At 73.0% G+C, this 21,640-nt stretch carries 24 protein-coding genes and 1 pseudogene; 6 read left to right on the top strand and 19 right to left on the bottom strand.

All coding sequences use genetic code 11. The features are described from left to right. Positions 1–66: 66 nt before the first annotated feature. Together F7Q99_RS33930 and F7Q99_RS33925 are read left to right on the top strand one after the other, a co-directional pair. On the top strand, positions 67–636 hold the full coding sequence (locus F7Q99_RS33930) for a COG4315 family predicted lipoprotein (RefSeq protein ID WP_153468973.1): 570 nt from the start codon (positions 67–69) through the stop codon (positions 634–636). Positions 637–700: 64 nt separating this feature from the next. Continuing rightward, the gene (locus F7Q99_RS33925) at positions 701–1,222 is read left to right on the top strand and encodes a DUF6529 family protein (protein ID WP_326847454.1); all 522 of its coding nucleotides are present in this window, start codon (positions 701–703) and stop codon (positions 1,220–1,222) included. A gap of 144 nt (positions 1,223–1,366) precedes the next feature. On the opposite strand, the gene F7Q99_RS33920 is transcribed toward F7Q99_RS33925, so the two are convergent. The 3 genes from F7Q99_RS33920 to F7Q99_RS33910 form a co-directional block, all read right to left on the bottom strand. Further along, positions 1,367–1,591, bottom strand: a complete 225-nt coding sequence (locus F7Q99_RS33920) for an SbtR family transcriptional regulator (protein ID WP_153468967.1) — start codon at positions 1,589–1,591, stop codon at positions 1,367–1,369. Between the two features lie 35 nt (positions 1,592–1,626). Next, on the bottom strand, positions 1,627–3,144 hold the full coding sequence (locus F7Q99_RS33915; protein WP_326847453.1) for an MFS transporter: 1,518 nt from the start codon (positions 3,142–3,144) through the stop codon (positions 1,627–1,629). Between the two features lie 291 nt (positions 3,145–3,435). Continuing rightward, entirely contained in the window at positions 3,436–4,200 is a 765-nt protein-coding gene (locus F7Q99_RS33910; RefSeq protein ID WP_195911364.1) for a DUF4184 family protein, read from the bottom strand. A 264-nt stretch (positions 4,201–4,464) separates the two neighbouring features. Here F7Q99_RS33910 and F7Q99_RS33905 point away from each other — a divergent pair, with 264 nt between their 5' ends. The 3 genes from F7Q99_RS33905 to ligD are packed head-to-tail and all read left to right on the top strand — an operon-like array spanning position 4,465 to position 6,998. After that, a complete protein-coding gene (locus F7Q99_RS33905) occupies positions 4,465–5,508 on the top strand; it encodes a DUF3048 domain-containing protein (RefSeq protein WP_195911363.1) in 1,044 nt (347 codons plus the stop codon). Then, positions 5,505–6,008: a DNA polymerase ligase N-terminal domain-containing protein gene (locus F7Q99_RS33900; RefSeq protein ID WP_326847452.1), complete on the top strand. Its 504-nt coding sequence runs from the start codon at positions 5,505–5,507 to the stop codon at positions 6,006–6,008. The genes F7Q99_RS33905 and F7Q99_RS33900 overlap by 4 nt, the downstream gene beginning before the upstream one ends. Positions 6,009–6,062: 54 nt before the next feature. Then, a complete protein-coding gene (gene ligD, locus F7Q99_RS33895) occupies positions 6,063–6,998 on the top strand; it encodes a non-homologous end-joining DNA ligase (RefSeq protein WP_153468959.1) in 936 nt (311 codons plus the stop codon). Between the two features lie 20 nt (positions 6,999–7,018). Here the strand turns inward: ligD and F7Q99_RS33890 are convergent, their stop codons facing one another. Beyond that, positions 7,019–7,798, bottom strand: a complete 780-nt coding sequence (locus tag F7Q99_RS33890; protein ID WP_153468956.1) for an HAD-IIA family hydrolase — start codon at positions 7,796–7,798, stop codon at positions 7,019–7,021. A gap of 51 nt (positions 7,799–7,849) precedes the next feature. On the opposite strand from F7Q99_RS33890, the pseudogene F7Q99_RS33885 reads away from it, so the two are divergent. Then, positions 7,850–8,125, top strand: a pseudogene (locus F7Q99_RS33885) (histidine kinase); the annotation flags it as partial. A 125-nt stretch (positions 8,126–8,250) separates the two neighbouring features. Here the strand turns inward: F7Q99_RS33885 and F7Q99_RS33880 are convergent. The 15 genes from F7Q99_RS33880 to F7Q99_RS33815 form a co-directional block, all read right to left on the bottom strand. Then, positions 8,251–8,655, bottom strand: a complete 405-nt coding sequence (locus F7Q99_RS33880; protein WP_153468953.1) for a pyridoxamine 5'-phosphate oxidase family protein — start codon at positions 8,653–8,655, stop codon at positions 8,251–8,253. A gap of 92 nt (positions 8,656–8,747) precedes the next feature. Then, on the bottom strand, positions 8,748–9,845 hold the full coding sequence (gene hypE, locus F7Q99_RS33875; protein ID WP_326847451.1) for a hydrogenase expression/formation protein HypE: 1,098 nt from the start codon (positions 9,843–9,845) through the stop codon (positions 8,748–8,750). Beyond that, positions 9,838–10,962, bottom strand: coding sequence for a hydrogenase formation protein HypD (gene hypD, locus F7Q99_RS33870; protein ID WP_326847450.1), 1,125 nt, complete (start codon positions 10,960–10,962; stop codon positions 9,838–9,840). Before hypD ends, hypE begins: the two co-directional genes overlap by 8 nt. After that, positions 10,959–11,246, bottom strand: a complete 288-nt coding sequence (locus F7Q99_RS33865; protein ID WP_153468950.1) for a HypC/HybG/HupF family hydrogenase formation chaperone — start codon at positions 11,244–11,246, stop codon at positions 10,959–10,961. Before F7Q99_RS33865 ends, hypD begins: the two co-directional genes overlap by 4 nt. A 6-nt stretch (positions 11,247–11,252) precedes the next feature. Further along, positions 11,253–13,571: a carbamoyltransferase HypF gene (gene hypF / locus F7Q99_RS33860; protein WP_326847449.1), complete on the bottom strand. Its 2,319-nt coding sequence runs from the start codon at positions 13,569–13,571 to the stop codon at positions 11,253–11,255. Next, positions 13,568–14,320: a hydrogenase nickel incorporation protein HypB gene (hypB, locus tag F7Q99_RS33855; RefSeq protein WP_153469583.1), complete on the bottom strand. Its 753-nt coding sequence runs from the start codon at positions 14,318–14,320 to the stop codon at positions 13,568–13,570. The genes hypF and hypB overlap by 4 nt, the downstream gene beginning before the upstream one ends. Positions 14,321–14,325: 5 nt before the next feature. Further along, positions 14,326–14,703: a hydrogenase maturation nickel metallochaperone HypA gene (hypA, locus tag F7Q99_RS33850; protein WP_153468947.1), complete on the bottom strand. Its 378-nt coding sequence runs from the start codon at positions 14,701–14,703 to the stop codon at positions 14,326–14,328. Positions 14,704–14,836: 133 nt separating this feature from the next. Then, positions 14,837–14,941: a DUF6893 family small protein gene (locus F7Q99_RS43825; protein WP_407697901.1), complete on the bottom strand. Its 105-nt coding sequence runs from the start codon at positions 14,939–14,941 to the stop codon at positions 14,837–14,839. Then, the gene (locus tag F7Q99_RS33845; RefSeq protein ID WP_326847448.1) at positions 14,935–15,441 is read right to left on the bottom strand and encodes a hydrogenase maturation protease; all 507 of its coding nucleotides are present in this window, start codon (positions 15,439–15,441) and stop codon (positions 14,935–14,937) included. The genes F7Q99_RS43825 and F7Q99_RS33845 overlap by 7 nt, the downstream gene beginning before the upstream one ends. Further along, positions 15,438–16,862: a hypothetical protein gene (locus F7Q99_RS33840; RefSeq protein WP_153468944.1), complete on the bottom strand. Its 1,425-nt coding sequence runs from the start codon at positions 16,860–16,862 to the stop codon at positions 15,438–15,440. The genes F7Q99_RS33845 and F7Q99_RS33840 overlap by 4 nt, the downstream gene beginning before the upstream one ends. Beyond that, a complete protein-coding gene (locus tag F7Q99_RS33835) occupies positions 16,859–17,503 on the bottom strand; it encodes a DUF6084 family protein (RefSeq protein ID WP_326847447.1) in 645 nt (214 codons plus the stop codon). The genes F7Q99_RS33840 and F7Q99_RS33835 overlap by 4 nt, the downstream gene beginning before the upstream one ends. After that, the gene (locus F7Q99_RS33830) at positions 17,500–18,147 is read right to left on the bottom strand and encodes a DUF5947 family protein (protein ID WP_230211139.1); all 648 of its coding nucleotides are present in this window, start codon (positions 18,145–18,147) and stop codon (positions 17,500–17,502) included. The genes F7Q99_RS33835 and F7Q99_RS33830 overlap by 4 nt, the downstream gene beginning before the upstream one ends. Then, positions 18,144–18,611: a thioredoxin gene (locus F7Q99_RS33825; protein WP_153468941.1), complete on the bottom strand. Its 468-nt coding sequence runs from the start codon at positions 18,609–18,611 to the stop codon at positions 18,144–18,146. The genes F7Q99_RS33830 and F7Q99_RS33825 overlap by 4 nt, the downstream gene beginning before the upstream one ends. Beyond that, positions 18,608–20,392, bottom strand: coding sequence for a nickel-dependent hydrogenase large subunit (locus tag F7Q99_RS33820; RefSeq protein WP_153468938.1), 1,785 nt, complete (start codon positions 20,390–20,392; stop codon positions 18,608–18,610). Before F7Q99_RS33820 ends, F7Q99_RS33825 begins: the two co-directional genes overlap by 4 nt. A gap of 80 nt (positions 20,393–20,472) precedes the next feature. Further along, complete coding sequence (locus tag F7Q99_RS33815; protein WP_153468935.1) at positions 20,473–21,519, bottom strand: NADH-quinone oxidoreductase subunit B family protein; 1,047 nt, start codon at positions 21,517–21,519, stop codon at positions 20,473–20,475. Positions 21,520–21,640 lie beyond the last annotated feature (121 nt).

The following is a 21,640-nucleotide window of genomic DNA, read 5'->3' as shown; positions in this document are numbered from 1 at the left end:
AGGCCGCGCCAGGCCGTACGGGCCGTAGTGGTGCCACCGAACCCCGTCGATCCGCCGGAGGATCCCATGCATCAGCGCCGCCTGGCGGCTGTCTCGCTCGCCGTCGTCACCGTGCTCACCGCGGTGTGCGGCGGTTGCTCCAGCAGCAAATCGACCACCAGCCAAGCGAGCCCGTCCCCCGCGGTGACGCCGTCGGCAAGTGCCTCCCCGAGCGCGTCGCCCAGTGCCAGTGAGAGCGCGTCCGCGAGCGCCTCGGCCGGCGCGGGCGGCGGGGCGATCGTCGCGGCAGCACCCATCGGCAAGCTCGGCGAGATCCTGGTCGACTCCCAGGGCAGGACCCTCTACCTCTTCGAGAAGGACACCTCGGCCACCTCCACCTGCTACGGCGACTGCGCCACGGCCTGGCCGCCCGCCCTCACCACGGGCGCACCGACCGCCGCCCACGGCGCCGACCAGAGCAAGCTGTCCACGACCACCCGCACCGACGGCAAGACCCAGATCGTCTACAACGGCCACCCGCTCTACAACTTCCAGGGCGACAAGGCCCAGGGCGACACCAACGGCGAGGAATCCACCGCCTTCGGCGCCAAGTGGTACGTCGTGAACCCGGCCGGCAACAAGGTCGAGGGCGACTGATCCGATGACCGGCAGTGAGCGCCCGATGCCCGCTCGGACGGCTCGTGGGCGGACGGTTCGGGCCGTGCTCTGGGCGCTCCCGCCGATCGCCGCGGTGGTCGGCGTGTACTGGTTCGGTCGTGCACACACTCCCGATCTCGCCACCAGCCTGTTCGGCGCCCGCTACGGCGAGGCCCAGCAGCTGAAGGCCGAGCTGGGCACCGCCCTGCTCGGCCTCGCCCTGATCCAGCTGCTGCTCGCCCTCTGGCTGTACGGCCGACTACCCGGCCTGGGGGCAGCGCCGCGGCCTGTCGGCCGGATCCACCGGCTCGGCGGCCTCGCCGCCTTCCTGCTCTCCCTGCCGATCGCCCGGCACTGCCTGGTCGCCTACGGGGTGCAGTTGACCGACGCCCGCACCACCCTGCACTCGCTGAGCGCCTGTTTTCTCTACGGGGCCTTCGTCGCCAAGGTGATCGTGGTCCGGCACCGCCGGCTGCCCGGCTGGGCGCTGCCCGTGGCCGGCGGAGCCCTCGTCCTCGCGATCGCGCTGGTCTGGTACACGGCGGCGCTCTGGTACGTGAACGACTCCCACGCGCCGGGCTTCTAGCGCCGCATTAGGCAACGCTCGCTCGGCGCCAGCCCGGAGCCCTCGTGCTGACAGTCCGGCTGGTTCTACGGAAGATGCGGCACCGGCAACAGCTCATCGGCGGCCGTCCGGCCGAGACGCTCGCTCGGCCTGTCGCCACGGTCCTCAACTCGATGGCCGGAGTCCGGCGAGGGTGACGTCGACGAGACGATGGACGGCGGCCTCCGAGGGCAGGCCGCCTGCGGACAGTGCGTGCAGGCAGTAGTCGGCCAGCTCGTCGGCGGAGACGTCGTCGCGGACCGCGCCGACCGTGGCGGCTTCGGCGATGATGCCGCTGACGAGGCCGTGCAGCTGCTGCTGGGCCTGGACGACGTGCTGATCCCGGTGCACGAAGGCGGCCGGGAACGCACCGCTGCAGTGCGGACCTATGCCTCTTGGCGGTCGATCTCGTTCTCGCGGACCAGCCAGAGCGCGAGGGCGGCGCCGACGAGGCTGACCAGCCCGCCGAGCAACAGCACGATGTTCATGCCGTCGAGGAAGCCGGCCCGGGCGGCCGCCGACGCGGCCGCGCGCGCCGGCTCGGGGATCGCGGCGAGTGCCTGCGGCAGGCTGCCGGAGGAGGCGGCCTCGATCAGTTCGCGCGGGTGGGCTCCCTCCGCGATCGGCGTGCCCGCCGCCAGCTCGCGCACCTTGTGGGAGCCCCGGCCGACGAAGATCGCCCCCCAGACGGCGATGCCGACCGCGATGCCGACCTGCCGGAAGGTGTCGTTGATGCCGGCCGCCATGCCGCTCTTCTCCTTGGGCACCACGCTCACCGCGACGTCGGCGATCACCGGGTTGATCAGACCGACGCCCGCGCCGCCGACGAGGAACCCGGCCAGCAGGCCGGTCCAGGTGTCGTCGGGCTGGATGTCGCCCATCAGCAGCATGCCCGCGCCGACCGCGACGAGGCCGACGCAGAGCATCAGCCGGGCCGGTACCCGGGAGAGCAGGGCTCCGGCCACCGGCGCCACGAGGAAGCTCATCACGGTGATCGGCAGGTAGCGCACACCCGCCGCGAACGGTGAGAGCCCGAGGTAGTTCTGCAGGTACAGCGTCAGATAGAGGAAGAGGGCGAACAGCGAGCTGGAGACCGCGAACGCGGCCAACTGCACTCCGGTGAACGCGTGCCGGCGGAACAGCCCGAGCGGCAGCATCGGCTCCGGGACGCGGCGTTCGATCAGCACGAAGACGAGGAGCAGGATGGCCGCGCCGACGAACAGACCCACGATCAGCCCGCTGCCCCAGCCCTCGGCGTTGCCCCGCACCAGCGCGAGGACGAGCAGGAACAGCGCGCTGCTGAAGGCCGCGACCCCGGCCCAGTCGATCCGGGTGGCGTTGGGGTCGCGGCTCTCCGCCAGTTTGAGGTAGGTGACGACCAGGGCCGCGGCGCCGATCGGCACATTGAGGTAGAAGATCGACTCCCAGCCGAGCGAGCTCGTGAGCGCCCCGCCGATGAGCGGCCCGACGGCGACGGCCACCCCGATCGTCGCCCCGTAGACGCCCATCGCGGTGCCGCGCTCGCGGCCGGGTGGGAACTCCTGCGCGACCAGGGCCAGCGAGACCGCGAACATCACCGCGCCACCGACCCCCTGCACCGCACGGGAGACGTTGAGGAAGACCGGGTTCGGCGCCAGTGCGCAGAGCAGCGAGGCGATGGAGAAGATCACCAGCCCCGCGGCGAAGGCGCGGCGCCGCCCGAGCCGGTCGGCCAGCGAACCGGCCGTCAGCACCAGGGCGGCCAGCGAGAGGGCGTAGGCGTCGAACACCCACTGCAGGTCGGTGAAGCTCGCGCCCAGGTCCTTGCGGATGGACGGCAGGGCGACGTTGACCACCGTGATGTCGAGCAGCAGCATGAACGTCGCGACCGAGACGGCGATCAGGGTCCACCACTTGCGTTGCACGGCTGCGGGCCTCCTACGACGGGGTTCGCACGGTCCGCCGGCCGGGGTTGGGCGGCGACGTCGTCGACCGACCGTACGCAACGCCGCGCCCGAACCCGGGCAGACACGGTCGGACGCGCCCGCGGAGGCCCCGTCCGGTGGAGGCCGCCGCCCCGTCACCGGCTCAGTGGAGCTGGTGGAGTGAACCGGAACGGGCCGGCCCGCTGTACACCCTCGGCGATCCGCCCGGCGGGCGATGCCCTCGGGGGCCGCAGTACCCGGCGCTCGCTCGTAGCCGTCCAGGGCGGCAGTTCACCCCCGCCGAGGAGCCGCCAGCGCGTACAGCACCAGCGCGCCGCCCGCACCGGCGACCGCACCGAACGCGACCACCGGGATCAGGGAGAGCAGCGGCATACCGGGCTGCCCCCACCCGGCGAACCGGTACGCCGCGCCCAGCACGGCCGCGGCCAGCGTCAGCCAAAGCACCCTCCGGCGGACGGCCGCCGTCGCCACCCGCACCGGTCGGCCGCCGTCTGCCGCCGCGCGGCGCAACTCCCGTACCGCATGCCAGCCGAGCAGCACGAGAGCGATCGCGGAGGTGCCGTACTGCAGCGCGGCGTAGAGCGGCTCGCCCAGGATCCGGGCCGTCGTGAGCACCGGGAACACCCGCGTGCCGAGGCGGCCCGGGTGGGTGAAGGCGTCCCAGAACACGTGCGTGGCCGCGCCGAGCGCCGCGGACAGCGCGAACCACGGGGCCCGCGACCAGCGGATCCGGCGGTCGGAAGGACCGGTCAGCCGCTCGGCCGCGCCCGCCCAGCGAACGGGCAGCAGGCCGATCAGCGGTGCTCGCAGCACCAGCTGCCACACCGCGGCCAGTGCCAGGGTGATCGCCACATCGAGGGTGGGCACCGCCCACCACCGGTGCGCGAGGTCGCCCCAGGCGAAGGCGCCGGCGAAGTACGGCGTGTCCGGCGCCATCGCCCCGAACACGAGTGCCGACCCGATCATGCGCCCCCGGCCACGGCCGTGACGGAGGAGGGGGAGAACGGCGGCGGGATGGCTGAACGTGAAGGGCACGGGCGCCGATCTTACGCACGGGCCCGGCAGAGTTTGGGGGGGAGGGGCTTCTGGCCGGACAGGAGGTCGGCGACGGTCTCTGGTCCGTTTCACCCTGCGTGGCGTGGGCAGGCGTTGGTTGAACGGTGAGCCTGATGAGTCCCGTCCCTGTTCCGGATGGCGGCGCGGGGCACCGGTGCGAGGTCATCGGGCAGGACGGTCGCGGGTTCTGCTGCGGCAGCCGGCGGCCGTCCGATGACTCGAGAAGGTCGACAAGGGGCTTCGGTGAACATCCGCAGCACCGCCCGTCCGGCGGCAGCCCGGTCCGCCGGTCCGAGCAGGCGTGCGAGGGCAGAGGTGTCACTCGCCGTGGTCGGGGCCGCGATGGGGCTGGCCGCCGTCCAAGGATGCAGCAGCTCTGGCTCCGTACCGCCCGCGCAGACGGCGCCCGCCACGCCGGTGCCGAGCCAGTCGCCGACGCCGAGCCCGTCTCCGCCCGCGCAGCAGCCCTCGAACCCGCTCGACAACGTCGGCACGGCGGGCAACGCCCTCGCGGTGAAGATCGACAACGTGGGCGCGCACGTCCAGGCGATCCACCAGGGGCTCGCCGAGGCCGACATCGTGTACTGGGTGGAGGTCGAGGGCGGCCTGTCCCGGTTCCTCGCCGTGTACGACGCGAACCACCTGCCCGCCATGATCGGTCCCGTGCGCTCCGCCCGGCAGACCGACATCCCGCTGCTCCAGCAGTACGGGCGCCTCGATCTCGCCTACAGCGGCGCCATCAGCGGGCTCCTCCCGCTCCTCGACAAGGCGGACCTGCAGAACGTGACCCCGTTCAACGACCCGGGGGCGTTCACCAACCACGCCGTCGACCCCACCTTCATCGACCCGCACCAGATCCTCGGCCGGTTCCCGTCCGTGGCCGCCCGTTCCCCCGGCTTCGTGTTCGGCGCCGCACCCGGTGGCGGCAGCGCGCTCGGCACCATGACCTGGCACCTGCCGGCCGCGTCCATCGGCGTGCGCTTCAACGGCAGCGCGTACGACGTCACCGTGGACGGCCATGCGGCGTGGTCGGGTACCGCGACGGTCGTCGTCCAGCACGTCAGCATCGTTCCCGGCCTGTTCACCGACTTCAACGCCGGGCACCCGGACAACGAGGTGTTCACGCAGAGCACCGGCTCGGGCCAGGCGGAGGTGCTGCGCGACGGCAGGGCGTGGAGCGTCCACTGGAGCCGGCCCGACCCGGCAGCAGGCACGTCGTTCACCCTTCCCGACGGCAGCACCATGGCCTTCGCCACCGGGCCCGTGCTGGTGGTGATGGTGCCGTGATCCATGACGCGACGGCGATGCACTTCGACTTCCGCCTGGAGGTCGACGGCGTGCTGAAGTCCTGGGCCGTCCCCAAGGGACCGTCCCGCGACCCGCACGACAGGCGCCTCGCCATGCCCACCGAGGACCACCCGCTGGAGTACCGCGAGTTCGAGGGCGTCATCGCCGAGGGCGAGTACGGCGCGGGCACCGTGATCGTCTGGGACGAGGGCACGTACCGCAACCTCTCCACCGACCGGGACGGCCACGACGTCCCGTTCGCCGACGCCCTCGACAGCGGACACGCCTCCTTCCGCCTGTACGGACACAAGCTGCACGGCGGCTACTCCCTCACCCGCATCCGCAGCGACCGGGCCGGGCAGCGGGAAGCCTGGCTCCTGGTCAAGCACGCGGACGCCGACGCCTCCACCGACGGCACGCCCGCCCCGACCAGGGCTCGCTCGGCACGCACCGGGCACACCCTCAAGCAGGCCGCCGAAGCGGCCGGCGGTGCGTCATGACGAGCAGCCTCCCGGCGTGAACCCCTCCCGCACGAAACCCTCCGGGGAGGAGCGATGACCACCACCAAGAAGCTGCGCTCCGGCGGCCGGACCATCGACCTCGGCCGCCCGGACAAGGTGCTGTTCCCCGAGGACGGCATCACCAAAGCCGAGCTGGCCGACTACTACCGGGCCGTCGCCCGCCGGATGCTGCCGCACCTGCGCGGCCAGCCGCTGATGCTGGAACGCCACCCCGACGGCATCGACGACCCCGGCTTCATGCAGAAGGACGTCCCCGACCACTTCCCGGAGTGGATCCACCGGGCCGAACTGCCCAAGCAGGACGGCACCGTCACGTACGCCGTCTGCGACGACACCGCCACCCTGCTCTACCTGGCCGATCAGGCGTGCATCACCCCGCACCGGTTCCTCTCCCGCGCCGACCGACCGGACCACCCCGACCGGCTGGTCTTCGACCTCGACCCTCCCCCGGCCTTCGGCGGGGGGACCCCCACCGGCGAGGACTTCACCCCGGTTCGCGAGGCTGCCTGCCTGCTCCACGAACTCCTCGACGAGCTCCGGCTGCCGTCCACCGTCATGACCACCGGATCCCGCGGGCTGCACGTCCTCGTTCCGCTGGACCGTCAGGCCCCCTTCGACGACGTCCGTGCCTTCGCCCGCGACCTGGCCGAACTCCTGGCCGCACGCCACCCCGACCGGCTCACCACCGAGGCCAGGAAGAACGCCCGCCGCGGCCGGCTCTACCTGGACACCCAGCGCAACGTCTACGCGCAGACCGCCGTCACCCCCTACGCCGTACGGGCCCTGCCCGGCGCCCCCGTCGCCGCACCGGTCGCCTGGGCCGAGGTGGACGACCCGGACCTCACCGCGCAGCGCTGGACCATCGCGACGGTCGACCGGCTCCTCAAGGAGAACCCCTGGCAGGACGGTCCCCGCCGCGGTCGCTCCCTCGACCTGGCCCGCCGGCGCCTGGCCGCCCTACAAGCGTGACGCCACCGCAGGATTCCCTCTCACGCGGGTCGAAGCCGTAACAGCAGCTCCGGCAGGTACGCCACCGAGTCGAGCACGTGGTCCGGTTCGCCGTTCCCCTGTCGCGGAGCGCCCGACGCCGCCTTGCCGGTGCGGACGAGCACGCCGGTGATCCCGTGGCGCTGGGCGGCGAGTACGTCCGACTCGATGTCGTCGCCGACCATCACCGCCTCGGCCGCGGCGACGCCCAGGTGCGCGAGGGCGGCGGCGAAGAACGCCTCGGCCGGCTTGCCGAGCACCTCGGCCCGCACGCCCGCCGCGTGCTCCAGCCCCGCGACGAAGGCGCCGCTGTCGAGCCGCAGTCCCTCCCCCGTGCGCCAGTAGGCGTTGCGGTGCATCGCGACGAGCCGGGCTCCGCCCTGGAGCGCGGCGAAGGCCCGATCGAGCGCCCGGTACCCGAACTCTGGCCCCGCCCCGCCGATCAGCACCACCTCGGCATCGTCCGGATCATCGACCAGTTCGAGACCGGCCAGGTCCTCGCGGATGTCGCCGCTGTTGAGCAGCAGGCAGCGCAGGCCCGAGAGCCGTTCGGCGGTGGCGGCGGGCGCCGTGAGCACCGACTCGACGCCGACCGGGAACCCCGCCTCCGCGAGCGTCTCGGCGATCGAACGCCTGGTGCGCGAGGTGGTGTTGGTCAGCAGCACGTACGGCACACCGTCGGCGCGGAGCTCCCGCAGGGCTGCCACGGCGCCCGGGATCGGCTTCCAGTCCACCGTGAGCACGCCGTCGATGTCGAGCAGCACCGCTTCGCATCGTCCCATGCCCCGACCATAGCGCCGCCCGCCGCCGCCCACCCCGCCGGTCGCGGCGCCCGGGGCGGGGAGGAGTTCGACGCCGACGACGAGGCGGTGATCTCCACGCTGGCCGTGGCCGCCGGAGTGGCGATCGACAACGCCCGGCTGTACGAGGAGGCCCAGCGCCAGCAGCGCTGGCTGAGCGCGAGCGCCGAGATCACCCGGGCGCTGCTGTCCGGCAGCTCGCGCTCGGAAGTGCTGGAGCTGATAGCGCAGCGGGCGCGGGAGATCACCGGGGCGGACCTCGCCGACGTCTCCGTGCCCGTGGCCGGCACCGGAACGGTGCGGGCGGAGAGGCTGGGCGGGTCGTTCGAGCTGGGCTGCCCGGCGGGAGGCGGTACCCCGGTGCTGTGGTCGGCGCCGCTGACCGTCTGAGCCGGGCCTGATCCAGTCGGAGCCCGGCCTGATCCCGCACCCTGTCAGGGCAGGAGGCGGCCGGTGACCAGTTCGGGTCGGATCCGGATCGAGACCTGGCCGGGCGGCTGGGCCTGCGGGGCCGCCGACCCGGCGGTGGGGTCCTCGGAGACGGCCGAGACGTCCGCGCGCCCCAGCACGGTCACGCTCCAGCCCGTTCCGTCCGTCTCGTCGACCTCCCCGGCCTCGAACGCCACCAGCGCGCCGGAGACCGCCCGCACCAGTTCGGACCGGGCGGCGGCGCGCAGCAGCACGCTGCCGTCCCAGCCGAGCCGGTAGCGGATCGGCAGCACGGCCGGCAGGGCGCCGACCGTGTAGACCACGCGGCCGACCGAGGCACCTGCCAGAAGACGCCGGCAGTGCCGCTCGTCCAGCAGAGCGTCCGCGGTGGGGGTGTGGTCGGGTTCCATGGATGCGATTCTTCGCGTCGCGGGCACGGCGGTCGAGGGCCGTTCGGTCCCCGACCGCCGGCCGAGCGGCCCGGCCCGATCGCGTCCACAGTTCAGCAGATTCGCGGCAGTTGCTCGCCCATCGGGAGGTCGACGACGCGGGTGCCGCCGAACGCCGTGCGGGCGACGACCATGCCGGGGTGGTCCGCGACGCACTCGCCGATCACGGCCGCTTCGGTGCCGAGTGGGTGGGACCGCATGGCGGCGAGTACCGCGTCCGCCTCCCGGCGCGGGACGAAGGCGACCAGCTTGCCCTCGTTGGCGACGTACATCGGGTCGAGGCCGAGGACGGCGCAGGCGTTGGCCACCTGCGGCGGGACGGGGACTGCGCGTTCGCTCAGCACCACGCCCACGCCTGCCCCCGCCGCGATCTCGTTGAGCGCCGCCGCCAGCCCGCCCCGGGTGGGGTCGCGCAGGACGTGCAGGTCGGGGGTGACGGCCAGCATCGCGTCGACGAGGCCGCCGAGCGCCGCGCAGTCGCTCTCGATCTCCACCCCGAACTCCAGGCCCTCGCGGACGCTCATGATCGCCACCCCGTGCAGGCCGATCGCCCCGCTGACGATCACCACGTCCCCGGGAACGGCGCGCTGCGGCCTGATGTCGACCCCGGCCGGGACGAGCCCGATGCCGGCGGTGTTGAGGTACACGCCGTCGCCGTGACCGGCCTCGACCACCTTGGTGTCGCCGGTGGCCACCTCGACCCCGGCCCTGCGGGCGGCGGCGCCGAGTGCTCGGGCCACCCGGTCCACCACGGCCATCTCCACGCCTTCTTCCAGGATGAAGCCGCAGGACAGGTAGGCGGCCCGGGCGCCGCTCATGGCGAGGTCGTTGACGGTCCCGTTGACGGCGAGGTCGCCGATGCTGCCGCCGGGGAAGAAGAGGGGGCGAACGACGAAGGAGTCGGTGGAGAAGGCGAGTCTGGCGCCGCCCAGTTCCACGACGGCGGAGTCGCCGAGTGTCGCGAGGGTCCGGCCGCCGAAGGCGGGCGCGAAGACGTTCTCCACCAACTCGGCGGACATCGCTCCGCCCCCGCCGTGCCCCATCACCACGCGGGGATGGTCGCGCAGCGGCAGTGGGCAGCTCCAGCCGGAGAAGTCCGGTGCGGCGGGCGGCTCGACGGCCGTCCCGGAGAGGGTCTCGGTGTCAGCCAACGCGGCTCGCCTCCTTGGGAGCGGGCGGCGTGCTCAGCCGCCGGTAGAGGTAGTACGCGGCGCAGGCCCCTTCGCTGGACACCATGGTGGCGCCGAGCGGGGTGCGGGGGGTGCAGGTCGTGCCGAAGGCCTCGCACTGGTGGGGTTTGAGCAGGCCCTGCAGGACCTCTCCGCTGCGGCACTGCGCGGGTTCGCGGGTGGTGATGCCGGTGACGTCGAAGCGGTGCTCGGCGTCGTGGTCGCGGTAGCGCTCCGAGAGCCGCCAGCCGCTCTGCGGGATGACGCCGATACCGCGCCAGGCGCGGTCGGTCACCTCGAACACGTCCTCCAGCATGGCCCGGGCCGCCGGGTTGCCCTCCGGGCGGACGGCCCGCGCGTAGGCGTTCTCGACGGCGTGCTCGCCGCGCTCCAACTGCCGTACGGTGCGCCGGATGCCCTCCAGGATGTCCAGCGGCTCGAAGCCGGTGACGACGATCGGGACCTCGTGGCGTTCGGCCAGCGCCGGGTACTCGGCGGTGCCCATCACGCTGCACACGTGGCCGGCGGCGAGGAAGCCCTGCACGCGGCAGTCGGGCGAGGCCATGATGGCCTCGATGGCCGGCGGCACCCGGACGTGCGAGACGAGCATGCTGAAGTTGCGGATGCCCAGCTTCCTGGCCTGGTGGACGGCCATGGCGTTCGGCGGGGCGGTGGTCTCGAAGCCGATGCCGAAGAAGACGACCTCCCGGTCGGGGTTGTCCCGGGCGATCCGCAGGGCGTCGAGCGGCGAGTACACGACGCGGACGTCGCCGCCCTCGCCGCGGACCCGGAACAGGTCGCGGTCGGTGCCGGGCACCCGCAGCATGTCGCCGAAGGAGCAGAAGACGACGTCGGGCCGCGCGGCGATCGCCAGCGCTCGGTCGATCATCTCCAGCGGGGTGACGCACACGGGACAGCCGGGGCCGTGGATCAACTCGACGCCGTCCGGCAGGAGTTGGTCGATAGCGTGCCTGATGATGGTGTGCGTCTGCCCGCCGCACACCTCCATCAGCGCCCACGGCCGGGTGACCGTCGCCCTGATGTCGGCGAGCAGTCCGCTCGCCAGCTCCGGATTCTGGAACTCCTCGAGGTACTTCACCGTCCGGCCTCCTCGTCCGCTCGCGCCGCCGCTTCCCACGGATCGCCGAACTCCTCCTGCAACATGCCGAGTTCGGCGAAGAGTTCGAGCGTGCGCCGGGCCGACTCCTCGTCCAGGCGCTGGAGCGCGAAGCCGACGTGCACGATGGCGTACTCGCCGACCGCGAGGTCGGGCAGGTACTCCAGGCAGACGTCCTTGACCACCCCGCCGAAGTCCATGACCGCCATCCGGGTCCCGTCGCGTTCCGCGATCTCCGTCACCCTGCCGGGCACCGCCAGGCACATCCGCTCTCACTCCTTCCGGGTGGCCGACGACCGGGCGGCCACCATCAGCTGGCCGAGCGCCAGTCCTCCGTCGTTGGGCGGCACCCGGCGGTGCCGCAGCACGGTGAAGCCGTCCTCTCCCAGGCCGCGGGCACAGGCCGAGGAGAGCAGCGCGTTGGCGAAGACGCCGCCGCTGAGCGCTACCGTGCCGGTGCCGTACCGGTCCCGGACGGCCGCGCAGACCCGTCGGACCAAATCGGCCACCGCGGCGTGGAAGCGTGCGGCGACCAGCCCGGCGGGCGCACCGGCGGACAGGTCCGCCACCACCTCGGCGAGCACCGGGGCGGGTTCGGCGAGCCAGCCGTCCGACTCCGGCCGCAGGCCGAAGGCGTACCCCGGTGCCGGGCCGAACTCGACGGCCGCGGCCTCCAGTTCGATGGCAGCCTGGGCCTCGTACCCGGCCCGGTGGCAGATCCCGGCGAGTGAGGACACCGCGTCGAACAGCCGGCCCATGCTGGAAGTCGGCACACAGTTCAGTCCGCGTGCCAACTGCTGCTCCAGAAGCCTGAGTTCGTCGTCCCGGCAGGCCGAAACGGGCGGCAGCCAGGGGGGCCAGGGGAGTCCGGCGGCGCGCAGGTGCGCCAGCGCGGCCCGGTACGGCCGTTCCACCGCCGCGTCGCCGCCGGGCAGCGGCGCGTACCGGAGGTGGGCCAGGCGGCGGAATCCGGCGTAGTCGGCGAGCAGGACCTCGCCGCCCCAGACCGCGCCGTCCTCGCCGTAGCCGGTGCCGTCGAAGGCGAGGCCGAGGACGGGTCGGCTCCCGTCCAGGCCGTGTTCGGCCATCACCGCGGCGATGTGCGCGTGGTGGTGCTGCACCCGGTGGAGCGGCCGCCCGGCGTAGGTCCGCTCGGCGTGCCGGACCGAGCGGTAGCCGGGGTGCCGGTCGGCGGCCACGAGTTCGGGCCGCACTCCGCTGATCGCGGTGAGGTGCTCGACCGCGCGGTCGAAGGCGTACAGCGTGGCCAGGTCGTCCATGTCGCCGAGGTGGCCCGACAGCCAGGCGTAGCCGTCCCGGGCCAGCGCGAAGGTGTTCTTCAGGTCGCCGCCCACGGCCAGGGCCGGACGGACCGGCACCGGCAGGGGGAGCGGCAGCGGTACGTAGCCCCGGGAGCGGCGCAGCGGCAGCAGCTCGCCGTCCACCACGCGGACCACCGAGTCCTCGCAGGGCACGTGGATCGGGCGGTCGTGCGTCAACCAGCCGTCGACGAGCGGGGCGAGCCTGGTCAGCGCCTCGTGGTCGTCGGTGACGATCGGCTCGCCGGAGAGGTTGGCGCTGGTCATCACCAGCAGGTCCGGGCCGGGCGCGGCGAGCAGCAGGTGGTGGAGCGGTGCGTAGGGCAGCATCACGCCGAGGTCCGGGGTGCGCGGCGCTGCCGCCCGGAGCTCGGGCGGCAGCGGGCGGGTTCGCCGCAGCAGGACGATCGGCCGTACCGGGCCGGTGAGCAGCTCCCGTTCGACGGGGCCGACCGCCACCAGGGCCTCGACGGTGGGCAGGTCACGGGCCATCAGGGCGAAGGGCTTGGCGTCGCGCCGCTTGCGCTGCCGGAGCAGGGCGACGGTGCGGGCGTTGCGGGCGTCGCAGGCCAGGTGGTAGCCGCCGATGCCCTTGACGGCGAGGATCGCTCCGGCGGCCAGCATCCGCCGCGCCTCGGTGAGAGCGGCCTCGCGCTCCAGCGCGGCGCGCCCGAGCACGGCCAGGGAGAGCTTCGGGCCGCAAGCGTGGCAGGCGACCGGTTGGGCGTGGAACCGGCGGTCGGCCGGGTCGGTGTACTCCCGGGTGCAGTCGGCACACATCGGGAAGCCGGCCATGGTGGTGCCGGCCCGGTCGTAGGGCAGGTTGGTGACGATGGTGTGCCGGGGGCCGCAGTTGGTGCAGCTGATGAACGGGTGCCGGTGGCGCCGGTCGGCGGGGTCGGCCAGTTCGGCGAGGCAGTCGGCGCAGACGGCGACGTCCGGCGGGATCAGCGTCGCCCGCGGACCGTCGGCGCGGGAGGGGACGATCGCGAATCCGTCGACGCCGGTCGTGGCCAGCAGCGCGGCCTCGACCGAGGTCACCCGGGCCAGCGGCGGCGCGTCGCTGGCCACCCGGCGGCAGAAGGCCGCCACGGCCTCACGGCTGCCCTCGACCTCGGCGAGCACGCCCTCGCCGGTGTTGGTGACGCTGCCGGCCAGCCCGAGCTCGCGGGCCAGCGTGAAGACGAACGGCCGGAAGCCGACGCCCTGGACCAGACCGCGGACGGCGACCCGCCGCCGTTCGACGCCCGGGACCTCCTGACCGGCGGTCACGAGCCGTCCCGCACCACGACGGGCTCGTGGTGATGCAGCCCGTGACCGTGCCCATGATCCTGGGCGGCGGCCATCACCGGCCGGTGCGGTTCGGCGCCGTCCAGGACGGCCAGGGCGCGTTCCAGCAGCACGCCCGCGCCCTGCCCGGTACGGGCGGACGTGAGGACCACCTCCACGCCGGGGTTCACCCGGGCGACGTTCGCCAGGAACGCCGCCTCGTCGAACTCGGCCGCCGCCGCCAGGTCGGCCTTGGTCACCAGCACCAGGTTGGCCAGCCCGAACGCGGTCGGGTACTTGAGCGGCTTGTCCTCGCCCTCGGTCACCGACGCCAGCACCACCCGCAGTGACTCACCGAGGTCGTAGGAGGCCGGGCAGACCAGGTTGCCGACGTTCTCCACGAACAGCAGCCGGGTGTCGTCCGGCAGCCAGCCGGTCAGGTGTCCGGCGAGCATCACGGCTTCCAGATGGCAGAGCCCGTCGGTGAGCACCTGCTTCACCGGCGCACCCGAACGGGCCAGCCGGAGAGCGTCGTTCTCGGTGGCGAGGTCGGCGGTCAGCGCGGCGACCGGTACCCCGCGCCGCCGTGCCAGGCCCAATTCGGCCTCCAGCAGCGCGGTCTTGCCGCTGCCGGGGCTGGAGAGCAGGTTCACCGCCACCGTGCCGCGCGCGGCCAGCGCCGCGCGCAACTCCCGTGCGCTGCCGTCGTTGCGGGCGAGGACCGCCTGACGGAGATCCACCGTGCGACACATCGGCATCAGCCTTCCTGACCGGCCCGGACATCCGGGAGCCCGGCCCACTCGACGTCGAGGATCTGCAGCTCGCGTCCGGACAGCAGCTCCACACTGCCGCCGCCGCAGCTCGGGCAGCCCAGGTCCGGCGGCATGCCGACCGCCCACTCGACCGCGCAGGCACGGCATCTGGCGCGCGCCGCGACGGACTCGGCCTCCAGCACCGCCCCCTCCACCAGCGTTCCGGCACAGGCCAGTTCGAAGCAGAAGTCGAGCGCCTGCGGGACCACGCCGGCCAGTTCGCCGACGTGCAGCCGCACCCGCGCCACCCCGGGCATCCCGTGCTCGCGCGCGGCCGCCTCCACCTGCTCGACGACAGCGACGGCGATCGACATCTCGTGCATCGGCCCCCTTCCCACGCGCGGCGGCGGCCCGGACGGCCTCGGAACCCGCCCCATTACAGAGCGCGGTGGCGGCCGCGACTCGAAGCCGCGCCGCCACCGCGCCCGGGGCTACACGTTCGCAGCAATCCGCGTCTCACATCCGTGCGATGCGCAGGTAGCGCTTGATGTCGGGCATGGCCTGCCAGACCAGGGCCCCGATCGCGGCCACCAGGACCGCGCCGAACAGCTTCTTCAGCATGGCGACTTCTCTCTCTCCGGCTGCGCGGCCTCGTACACGACCCGCAGGATTACCTGGACCGCCTCCTCGACGGCGGCGGTCACCGGGGTGCTCAGCCCGATGCCCTCCTCCACCGACGCCGGCTCGCAGCCCACCACCAGCACCCGGCCCGGCGGCCGTCCGCCGGTGCCCGCGGCGAGCGTGGCCAGCAGGGCGAGCACGGCGTCCGGGCCCATCCGGTGGCCGTCCAGCACCGGCACGGCGACCGGCTCGGCCTCCGCCTCGATCAGGTACACCGTGCCCGGCTCCCCGCCGCGGGCGGCGGCGTCCACCAGCACCGCGGTCCGGTACCCATCGAGCAGCCGGTACGCCAGGTCCACCCCGCGGACGCCGACGTCGACGACCTCGACCCCCTCCGGCAGTGGGTGCCCGGCCAGCCTGCGGACGGTCTCCACGCCGAACCCGTCGTCGCCGAGGAAGATGTTGCCGATCCCGGCGATCAGTACCGTCCCGGCGCTCACGGCCCCTCCAACGGGGCGACCGCGTCCGGGGATTCGGCGGACACCGGGGGTGCGAGGCCGGCGAGCGGGGTGACCTCGTCCGGCTGGAAGTAGCGGAAGCGCCCCTGTGCCCGCCAAAGGTCCGCCCCGGGATCGCCCTCGACCGTGACGGCCAGGTGCACCGATCCGTCGACGTCGTGCAGCACCGCCTCCACGATCGCGGTCCGCCCGCGCAGGAACAGGTCCTGGGCGTCGGTGCGCCGCCGGCCGGGCCGCAGCAGCACCCGGCTGCCGGCGCCGACGGCCATGCCGTCGACCACCACGCGGTCCCGCTCGGGGGCGACGTCCGGGTCACTGCCCGGATCCCACCACGGCTGCCCCGTCCCGGGCGAGCCGCCGGTGACCTCGCGCAGCCCGCGGACGGCGCCGTGCAGGCGCTCCAGCACCTCGGGGGGCATCGAGTCGGCCAGGTCGATCACGGCGCCGGCCCGCTCGTCGGTGCCCCGGGCCTCCCGCTTCTCCTCGTCGGTCAGCGCCGCGGTCCGCAGCGCCAGGATCTCGTCGATCTCGGTCGCGTCGTAGAGCGTGCCGAGGCTCTCCGGAGCCACCTGGGGATGATCCTCCAGGATGATCGGCGAGGAGAGCACCACCCGGCCGCCGCCGTCCGGGCCGGCCAGCACCGGCCAGGTGTGCTCGTTGCGGCACTGCTCGACGGCCGACCGCGCCCACTCCGGGGGATCGGTGGCCGACAGGAAGGCTCCGTGTTCCAGGCCGAGCAGCAGATGAGCGGAGACCAGCGCGCGCGGCAGGACCTCCTCCCGCAGGGTGTCACGAGCCGGTGCCCAGCCGGAGGCGTTCTCCACCACCACCGTCAGGCGCTGCGCCCGGTACGGGCCGGGAAGCTCCTCGGCGGTCAGCCGCAGCAGGCCGTCGACCTGCTCGCGGCGGCGCAGCACCCGGCCGGCCGCGGTGCCGTCCTCGCGCAGCAGCTGCAACTCGGCGGCGGCCGGGAGCCGGAACGGCCGCAGCACCCCGTCGCCGGCCAACTCATCGACGGGAAGCAGCAGTTCGATCCGCTCCTCGACGCCCTCGTCCCACGGGACGAGCACCCGGTCGGCCAGCTCCAGCCGGTCCACCGGCTCGAAGCCACCCGTGGCGGTGGCCCGTTCGATGGTCCGCCGCTGGACCCGCAGGAAACGCAGCTCGACCGCCAGCCGGTCGTTCCGGCGCGGCTCCATCAGGCACTCGGTGCGCTGGTGGGAGTGCTCGGCGCCCTGCGCGGTGTACTCGGGCGGGACGAGGACTCCGAACTGCCATCGCAGCCGGTTCTTGGCCGCCGAGGCGCGGTACGGGTAGAGCACGTAGCCTTCGAGCAGCACCGCGTCGGCGATCTGCCGGGCTGCCGCGAAGCCGCTCTCGATCCCGGCCGGGAAGGCGGTCATCGCGCCACCTCCTCGATCGCGGCCGCACCGAGCAGCTCACGCACCGTCGCTTCCCAGGAGGGCAGGGCCCGCCGGGAACGGTAGGCCAGCAGCGCGTCCATGAGGTCGTCCGGCAGCCGCAGCCAGCCGCATCCGGGGAAGTGCTGGTCGATCGCCTCCCGCCAGACCCGCACCGGCATCCGCACCGAGGCCTCCCGGTCCCAGGGCACCGGCGTGACCTGGAAGCCGGCCGGGCCGGCGAAGGCGGTGCCGGAGAACAGCAGCAGCAGCGGCACCTCGCCGCCGTCCAGCGCCCGGAAGTAGCGCGCGGAGGCCACCTCCAGGTCGTAGCTGCACGGCACCGCCAGATCCGTCTCGGTCTCGCCGGTGAAACCCGGCACCAGCAGGGGGACGGTGGCGAACTGGATCGGGTTGAGCGTGCTCGCCCAGCGCTCCCGTTCGCCGAACAGGTCGGTCAGCCGCTCGCCCTCCGCCGCGGCGTACGGCCGGCGGCCCGGCTCGATGCGCAGCTGGCAGCGGAGCGCGAGGGCGTGCACCCGGGTGCCCGCGGGGGCGGTGATCCGCAGCCGGAACACCAGGGTCGGCGCGGCCGCGTAGGGGTCGGACCGCACCCCGGTGCAGGCGAAGGCCAGGGCGGTCACGCCACCACCTCCGAGGGCAGCGCGCGGGCCCGGGCTTCCAACCGCTCGAAGAACACGTCGAGTTCGGCCCGCGCCTCGGCGCCGCCGTCGAAGCCGTGCCAGCACAGCCGCAGTCGGCCGACCAGCTCGTAGCAGACGTCGATCGGCACCAGGAAGCACGCGACAAGGCCCTCGGTGCGGCGCAGTAGTAGCGCCTCCACGTCCGGCTCCAACGCGGCGGCGAGCCGGCCGGCGCCGATCGTGCTCTGCCAGGCCGCGTCGTCCAGCTCGCTCTCGGTGGCGCCGGCCGGGCCCGGGTAGCAGGCGACCAGCCGGTCCAGCCGGGCGTTGCGGAACAGGAACGCGGTGCCGACCGGGATCCCCAGGACCGTCCAGGCCCGCTCGTCCAGACGCTCGTCCGGGTCGACGAGGTAGCGGTCCGGCACGGTGCGGTAGCGGCCGTCGGCCGCGCCCGGCTGCTGGAAGAGCAGGCCGCAGGCCGTGCAGGCGCAGGCGAGCGCGCGTTCCTCGGTGTCCACCAGGTGCCGGTGGCCCGGTGGCAGGTCCAGGCCGCAGAACGCGCAGCACTCGGGCCGGCGGGGCGCAGGCTCGCGCAGCCGGCGCAGCAGGGCGGTGCCCTCGCGCGGGAGTCGACGGGTGCTCATCGCACCTCCGCGGTCTGCGGAGGACGGGTACCGATCTGCAGCAGCTGAGGGGCACGCTCCAGCCGCACGGCCGTCACCTCGGGCGCGTGGCAGGCGAGCGCGGCCTCGACCTCCCGCTCGCCGCACCCGCAGCCGGAGGCGGTCCGGCGCAGCCGCAGCGTGCCGCTCGCCGGATCGAAGCCGAGCAGCTCGACCGGCTCGGGCAGCGAGGCGAGTGCCCGGCCGATCCGGGCGGTGACGTCCTCCGGGTGCAGGTCGTGCAGGATCAGCAGCCCGGCCACCGCCGGGTCGTCCAGCAGCCTGGCCAGGGACGGCGGGGGAACCGCCGGTACCAGCCGGGCCAGCCCCTCGCCGTAGAACGCCATCAGCTCGCGGACCAGCTGTTCGCCGGCCTCCTCGGCGCCACTGCCGGCCAGCCGGTCCAGGGCCTCCTGGATCCGCTGCCCGGTCTGCTCCGCCGTCATGCGGTCAGCCCGCTCAGGCCGGTGGGCACGTGCATGGTCTGCAGGGTGCGCCCCCCGCCCACGTACATGTGCACGCCGCAGGGCAGGCAGGGGTCGAAGCTGCGCACCGCGCGCATGATGTCGATGCCCTTGAAGTTCTCCGGGGAGTTCTCCTCGAAGATCGGGGTGTTCTGCACCGCGTCCTCGTACGGGCCCGGGGTGCCGAAGCTGTCGCGGACGCTGGCGTTCCACGGGGTCGGCGGGTACGGGTGGTAGTTGGCGATCTTGCCGTCCCGGATCACCAGGTGGTGGGAGAGCACGCCGCGCACCGCCTCCGTGAAGCCGCAGCCGATCGACTCGTCCGGCACCTCGAAGCGCTCCCAGGTCTGGCTGCGCCCGGCCCGCACCTCGTCCAGCGCCTTCTCGGCGAAGTGGAGGGCGGCGGCGGCCGCGTACGCCTGGAAGTAGGTGCGGGCGCGGTTGCGCTCGATGGCGTTGCTCCACTGCGGGATCTTCCACTCGAACGTCTTCTCCGGCTTGGTCATCGAGCGGGGCAGGTTGATCTGCACGCTGTGCCCGGTGGCCTTGACGTAGCCGATGTCGACCAGCCCCGACAGGGCGGTGGACCACAGCCGGGCGATCGGGCCGCCGCCGGTGTCCAGGGCCAGGTAGTCCTTGCCGTCGAACCACCGCGGGGACATCACCCAGCTGTACTTGCCGTCGAAGTCGCGCTTCTGCGGCTGCGGGATGGTGTGCTGGTTCCACGGGTGCCGGGGGTCGACCGGGTTGCCCAGCGGGTCGTGGGTGACGAAGAGCTCCTTGCCCTGCCAGTCCTCGTAGTAGGAACTGCCGAGCAGGATGCGGATGCCGAGGTTGATCTCGGTGAGGTCGTTGGTGAGCAGCTTGCCGTCCACGATGATGCCGGGGGTGACGAACATCTTCCGTCCCCAGTCCGACATGTTGCGGTAGGTGAAGTCGCAGTGGTCGGGATCGTTGAGGCTGCCCCAGCAGCCGAGCAGGACCCTTCGCCGGCCGACCTCCTCGTAGCCGGGCAGCGCCTGGTAGAAGAAGTCGAAGAGGTCGTCGTGGAGCGGCACGACCTTCTTCATGAACTCCACGTAGCGCATCAGCCTGGTCAGGTAGTCGGTGAATAGCTGGACCGTGGCCACCGTGCCGACGCCGCCCGGGTAGAGCGTGGAGGGGTGCACGTGGCGGCCCTCCATCAGGCAGAACATCTCCCGGGTGTAGCGGCTGACCTGGAGGGCCTCGCGGTAGAACTCGCCCTCGATCGGGTTGAGCGAGCGCATGATGTCGGCGATGGTCCGGTACCCGTGGTCGCCGGCGTGCGGTGCCTCGGTCCGTTCGGCCTGTTCCAGCACGCCCGGGTTGGTCTCGCGGACCATCTTCTCGCAGTAGTCGACCCCGACCAGGTTCTCCTGGAAGATGTTGTGGTCGAACATGTACTCGGCGGACTCACCGAGGTTGATGATCCACTCGCCGAGGTGCGGCGGCTTCACGCCGTAGGCCATGTTCTGCGTGTAGACCGAGCAGGTTGCGTGATTGTCGCCGCAGATGCCGCAGATGCGGCTGGTGATGAAGTGCGCGTCGCGCGGATCCTTGCCGCGCATGAAGACGCTGTAGCCGCGGAACACGGACGAGGTGCTGTAGCACTCCGCGACCCGCTTCTGCTTAAAGTCGATCTTCGTGTGGATGCCGAGGCTGCCCACGATCCGGGTGATCGGGTCCCAGGACATCTCGGTCAGGCCGCTGCCGTCGCCGGCCGCCTTGGTTGTCGGTGCCATCGTGTGTCATGCCCTTTTCTGCGAGCGGGGAGGGGGCGGCGGCGACGGGCCGCACGCCGGGGGGCGTGCGGCCCGAGGGTTCACCAGGGCGGGCGGTAACCGGTGGTCAGCCGGCCGCCGGTGCGGCGCCACTTCGGTTCCTTGTCGACGGTCGCCTGGGTGATCCCGCGGAGCCGGCGGATCAGCGTCCCGTAGGCGGAGCTGACGCCGGAGGAGACCCGGGAGCCGGGCGGGGGGTCCATGAACGGCATGAACTTGTCGGGGAAGCCCGGCATCGTGCAGGCGATGCAGATCCCGCCCACGTTCGGGCAGCCGCCGATGCCGTTGGTCCAGCCGCGCTTGGCGACGTTGCACTTGACGACCGGACCCCAGCAGCCGAGCCGGACCAGGCACTCGGGCGTGCCGTAGTCGGTCGCGAACTGGCCCTGCTCGTAGTAGCCGCCGCGGTCGCAGCCCTCGTGCACCGTGGCGCCGAACAGCCAGGCGGGCCGCAGCTTGTCGTCCAGCGGGATCATCGGCGCGGAGCCCGCCAGCTGGTACAGCAGGTAGGTCAGCGTCTCGGCGAAGTTGTCGGGCTGGATCGGACAGCCCGGCACGCAGACGATCGGCAGCCCGGCCTTGGACTTCCAGTCCCAGCCGAGGTAGTCCGGCACGCCCATGGCGCCGGTCGGGTTGCCGGCCATGGCGTGGATGCCGCCGTACGTGGCACAGGTGCCGATCGCCACCACGGCGGTCGCCTTGCCGGCCAGCCGGTCCAGCCACTCACTGGTGGTGACGGGCTGGCCGGTCGCGGGATCGTCGCCGAAGCCGCACCAGTAGCCCTCCTTCTTGATCTTCTCGTTGGGGATGGATCCCTCGACGACCAGGACGAACGGCTCGATCTCACCGCGGTCGGCCTTGAAGAACCAGTCGACGAAGTTGTCCGCGCCCTGGACCGGCCCGCACTCGAAGTCGATCAGCGGCCAGTGCACCGCGACCTTGGGCAGGCCGGGCAGCGCGCCGGTGACGATCTCCTCGATGCTCGGCTGCATGGCGGCGGTCAGCGACACGGAGTCGCCGTCGCAGCTGAGGCCGGCGTTGATCCAGAGAACGTGCACCAGGTCGGTGTCGGTTGTTGCAGCACCCATGAGGATGCCTCCTCGGGGATGGGAGCCGGACGAAATGGCTCAAAGTCAGTCATAGCAACGGTTCGGGTCGCACGCCGGTCCGGACGGCCGACGGGGTCGCCCGAGGAGACGCAAGCCGGCG

It is taken from the genome of Streptomyces kaniharaensis (genome assembly GCF_009569385.1).
In the GTDB taxonomy this organism is placed as follows: Bacteria; Actinomycetota; Actinomycetes; order Streptomycetales; family Streptomycetaceae; genus Kitasatospora; species Kitasatospora kaniharaensis.
Note: the sequence above shows the minus strand (reverse complement) of the source record. Positions and strands in the feature narration are given on the sequence as shown.

Coding starts and splice junctions, on each gene's coding strand:
- F7Q99_RS33930 (WP_153468973.1), top strand. CDS start 67: ATGCATCAGCGCCGCCTGGCGGCTGTCTCGCTCGCCGTCGTCACCGTG.
- ligD (WP_153468959.1), top strand. CDS start 6,063: ATGACCACCACCAAGAAGCTGCGCTCCGGCGGCCGGACCATCGACCTC.
- F7Q99_RS33890 (WP_153468956.1), bottom strand. CDS start 7,798: ATGGGACGATGCGAAGCGGTGCTGCTCGACATCGACGGCGTGCTCACG.
- F7Q99_RS33880 (WP_153468953.1), bottom strand. CDS start 8,655: ATGGAACCCGACCACACCCCCACCGCGGACGCTCTGCTGGACGAGCGG.
- F7Q99_RS33865 (WP_153468950.1), bottom strand. CDS start 11,246: ATGTGCCTGGCGGTGCCCGGCAGGGTGACGGAGATCGCGGAACGCGAC.
- hypB (WP_153469583.1), bottom strand. CDS start 14,320: ATGTGTCGCACGGTGGATCTCCGTCAGGCGGTCCTCGCCCGCAACGAC.
- hypA (WP_153468947.1), bottom strand. CDS start 14,703: ATGCACGAGATGTCGATCGCCGTCGCTGTCGTCGAGCAGGTGGAGGCG.
- F7Q99_RS43825 (WP_407697901.1), bottom strand. CDS start 14,941: ATGCTGAAGAAGCTGTTCGGCGCGGTCCTGGTGGCCGCGATCGGGGCC.
- F7Q99_RS33840 (WP_153468944.1), bottom strand. CDS start 16,862: ATGACCGCCTTCCCGGCCGGGATCGAGAGCGGCTTCGCGGCAGCCCGG.
- F7Q99_RS33830 (WP_230211139.1), bottom strand. CDS start 18,147: ATGAGCACCCGTCGACTCCCGCGCGAGGGCACCGCCCTGCTGCGCCGG.
- F7Q99_RS33825 (WP_153468941.1), bottom strand. CDS start 18,611: ATGACGGCGGAGCAGACCGGGCAGCGGATCCAGGAGGCCCTGGACCGG.
- F7Q99_RS33820 (WP_153468938.1), bottom strand. CDS start 20,392: ATGGCACCGACAACCAAGGCGGCCGGCGACGGCAGCGGCCTGACCGAG.
- F7Q99_RS33815 (WP_153468935.1), bottom strand. CDS start 21,519: ATGGGTGCTGCAACAACCGACACCGACCTGGTGCACGTTCTCTGGATC.